This is a genomic window from Mycobacterium sp. (assembly GCF_035697385.1).
Taxonomy (GTDB): Bacteria; Actinomycetota; Actinomycetes; order Mycobacteriales; family Mycobacteriaceae; genus Mycobacterium.
Genome location: NZ_DASSCY010000021.1, coordinates 1 through 2,888, shown reverse-complemented (window position 1 = coordinate 2,888; position 2,888 = coordinate 1). Strand labels below are relative to the sequence as shown.

Below are 2,888 nucleotides of genomic sequence, written 5' to 3'. Positions count from 1 at the left end.
CCGGACGGCCACACTTTTAGCTCCTGCGGAACCTAACGGCTGTCCCCCGCCGTTATGCAGACATGAGCATCCCGCCATACGAGCCCCCGAAGTCCGCGCCGTCGCCAGGCGCCGGAACCACGCTGCTGTGTCCCAAGTGCGCCGGTGTCATGAAGACGTACGAACGCAACGGCATCCATTTGGAGCAATGCGACACCTGCAGGGGCATCTTCCTGGACTTCGGCGAACTCGAGTCGCTCACCCAGATGGAGAACAGGTTCGTGCAGGCCGCACCGCCGCCACCTCCTCCGCCGCAACAGGGCTATGGCGGCCAACAGGCCTATGGCGGCTACGACTACGGGCCGGGCTGGGGCCACCGCGGCAACAAGCACTACCGCAAGCAGGGATTCGGCAGGCTGTTCTTCTCCAGTTAGACCATTCGGGCGCATGCCGCGAGCAGTAGCTCGTCGTGGGGAGAGTGCGCGGCGGCCTGCACGACTGCTGCGCGGGCGAATGGGTCGAGCACCGGCCATGGGTCACGGCTCGTCATGGCCGGTCCGCCCGCCTCTCGATACGCCGTCAAAAACGTCGTCCAGTCGTCGTCGGGGATAAGGCCCGCCGCCCAGAACCCCGCAGGCCGGGCTAAGTCCCATGCTGGGTCACCGGCGCCGAGGTCGTCGACGTCGATGAGCGTCCACGGCGCGCTGGAATTGCTGCGGCCGAGCTGACCGAGATGCCAGTCGCCGTGCACCAGCGTCGTCGGCCGGTCCGCTGAGCCTGCGCGCCACACCGCGTCGGGCAGGCCCGCGGCGGCGCGACGGACGACGTCGTTGTCTGTGCTGCGCAGCATCCGCCTCAGCCGCAGTGGCCATCCGTGCGGCGGAGCGCGCCGGGGTATCGGTTCGGTGTGCAGCCTGGCCAGCAGTCGGCCAGCCTCGGCCCATGGCAGTGATTCAGGTTGCGGCACAACAGTTTCCACCCTCGGCCAGCGAGTGCGCCATCGCGTACCGACCAGCAAGGGCACGGTGTCCAGCGGCGTCAGCAGCGAATCGGAGTCCGCCGCGATGCGCAGGCGGACCGCCAGGGCCCGCGGATGCGTACCCGGCCGGTGCAGCTTGTAGACCACGTCGCCGTCGACGACGATCTCTGCACCGGACCGGGTTTGCACCCCTCGACCGTATTAGCGCCGCGGCAATGGCAGGCGCGTTGTCACACCGATGCGGTTCCAGGCGTTGATGGTCAGCGCCATCGCGATGACCTGACCCAGCTCCCGCTCGGTGAATGCCGCGGCGGCCCTCGCGTACACCTCGTCGGAGACGTGGTCGCCCCCAACCAGGTCGGTCATCGCTTCGGTCAACGCCAGCGCGGCCTGCTCCTGCTCGGTGAACAGGTCACCCGCCTCTTCCCACGCCTGCAGCAGCGCGAGTTTCTGCTCGCCGATGCCGTGCTTACGCGCGTCGGCGGTATGCATGTCGAGGCAGAACGCGCAGTGATTCATCTGCGACGCGCGGATCTTGATCAGCTCCGCCAGCGCCGGGTCGATGTCCTTGGCCGCGGCGTTGCTCAGCACGACCATCGCCTCATACAGCTCGGGTGAGACCTGGTTCAGTTTGATGCGGGCGGCCATCAGCGGCGAGGCGGTTCGAGGCGGATGGTCACGTTGATGCGGTTCCAGGCATTGATGGTGACAGCCATCGCGATGACCTGGCCGAGTTCACGCTCGGTGAAAACCGCTGCAGCCCTTGCATATACGTCGTCGGGGACGTGGCCGTTGTCGAGTTCGGTGATCGCCTCCGTCAGCGCAAGCGCTGCCTGCTCGCGCTCGGAGAACAGGCTACCGGCCTCCTCCCATGCCGCGAGGACGTCGAGCTTCTGCTCGGCCACGCCGTGCTTGCGGGCATCACGCGTGTGCATGTCGAGGCAGAACGCGCAGTGGTTGATCTGCGAAGCACGGATCTTGATCAGCTCGGCGAGCTCGGAATCGATGTCCTTGGCCGCCGCTGTGCTCAGCACCATCATCGCGTCGTACAGCTCGGGCGACGTCTTGTAGATCGCGATGCGGTCCAGCGTTTGGGGTTCCAGTGTTTGCGTCATGCCTTCACGTTAATGCGCAAAGGCCCATTCACATGGTTCAATTTTGCCATGGATTCGTGGGCTAATTCTGGTAGTCGTGATCTGCATCTCGACCTCCGCGAGGTGATCCGACCCGGCGCCCGCGGCGCCAGAGACCTGCTGCTCACCGCGCTGCGCGACGCCGTTCGCTCCGGCCGCCTTGCCCCGGGCACCATGCTCCCACCGTCGCGCCATCTGGCCTCGGACCTCGGATTGGCCCGCAACACCGTGGCGGACGCCTACGCCGAACTTGTCGCCGAGGGCTGGCTGGCGTCTCGTCAAGGTGCGGGCACGTGGGTCGTCAACATCGGTGCCGAGGAGCGCCCCGCGCGACCCCGCGGCGTTCGTGCGGCACCGACCCACAACCTGATGCCCGGGTCACCCGACGTCTCGGAGTTTCCCCGCAACGAATGGGCCGCATCTACCCGCCGCGCGCTGGCGAACGCGCCCACCGAAGCGCTGCGCATGGGAGACCCAAGGGGCCGGATCGAACTCCGCGATGCGCTCGCCGAATACCTCGCCAGGGCACGTGGCGTCCGAACATCGCCGGATTCGATCGTCGTGTGTGCGGGTGTCCGCCACGGCGTCGAACTAGTGGCGCGGGCGGTCAGCGCCGACGGGCCACTAGCCGTTGAGGTGTACGGGCTCTTCATCTTTCGTGACGCCATGGCGGCAATGGGCGTTCCGACGGTGCCGATCGACATCGACGAGCACGGGGCGGTGGTCAGCGATCTCGACCAGTTGGATGCACCTGCGGTGCTGCTGACCCCTGCCCATCACAGTCCCATTGGCATGCC

5 protein-coding genes are annotated in these 2,888 nt (G+C 66.9%); 2 read left to right on the top strand and 3 right to left on the bottom strand.

Going from position 1 to position 2,888, the window contains the following annotated elements:
• Positions 1-62: 62 nt before the first annotated feature.
• Positions 63-413, top strand: a complete 351-nt coding sequence (locus VFH65_RS01950) for a zf-TFIIB domain-containing protein (protein ID WP_353319445.1) — start codon at positions 63-65, stop codon at positions 411-413.
• Here the strand turns inward: VFH65_RS01950 and VFH65_RS01945 are convergent.
• Genes VFH65_RS01945 through VFH65_RS01935 form a run of 3 tightly spaced genes read right to left on the bottom strand, consistent with a single transcriptional unit; the run spans position 410 to position 2,073 of the window.
• Positions 410-1,147, bottom strand: a complete 738-nt coding sequence (locus tag VFH65_RS01945; RefSeq protein WP_353319444.1) for a phosphotransferase family protein — start codon at positions 1,145-1,147, stop codon at positions 410-412. The genes VFH65_RS01950 and VFH65_RS01945 overlap by 4 nt on opposite strands.
• Before the next feature lie 12 nt (positions 1,148-1,159).
• Complete coding sequence (locus VFH65_RS01940; RefSeq protein WP_353319443.1) at positions 1,160-1,606, bottom strand: carboxymuconolactone decarboxylase family protein; 447 nt, start codon at positions 1,604-1,606, stop codon at positions 1,160-1,162.
• Positions 1,606-2,073 carry a carboxymuconolactone decarboxylase family protein gene (locus tag VFH65_RS01935; protein WP_353319442.1) on the bottom strand — a complete coding sequence of 156 codons (468 nt, stop codon included), beginning with the start codon at positions 2,071-2,073 and terminating at the stop codon, positions 1,606-1,608. The genes VFH65_RS01940 and VFH65_RS01935 overlap by 1 nt, the downstream gene beginning before the upstream one ends.
• Before the next feature lie 48 nt (positions 2,074-2,121).
• On the opposite strand from VFH65_RS01935, the gene VFH65_RS01930 reads away from it, so the two are divergent.
• Positions 2,122-2,888 (top strand): PLP-dependent aminotransferase family protein (locus VFH65_RS01930; protein WP_353319441.1); only part of this gene is annotated, 767 nt, incomplete at its 3' end.

Excerpts from the sequence above, each read along its gene's own strand:
- VFH65_RS01940 (WP_353319443.1), bottom strand. The coding sequence starts at position 1,606 with ATGGCCGCCCGCATCAAACTGAACCAGGTCTCACCCGAGCTGTATGAG.
- VFH65_RS01950 (WP_353319445.1), top strand. The coding sequence starts at position 63 with ATGAGCATCCCGCCATACGAGCCCCCGAAGTCCGCGCCGTCGCCAGGC.
- VFH65_RS01935 (WP_353319442.1), bottom strand. The coding sequence starts at position 2,073 with ATGACGCAAACACTGGAACCCCAAACGCTGGACCGCATCGCGATCTAC.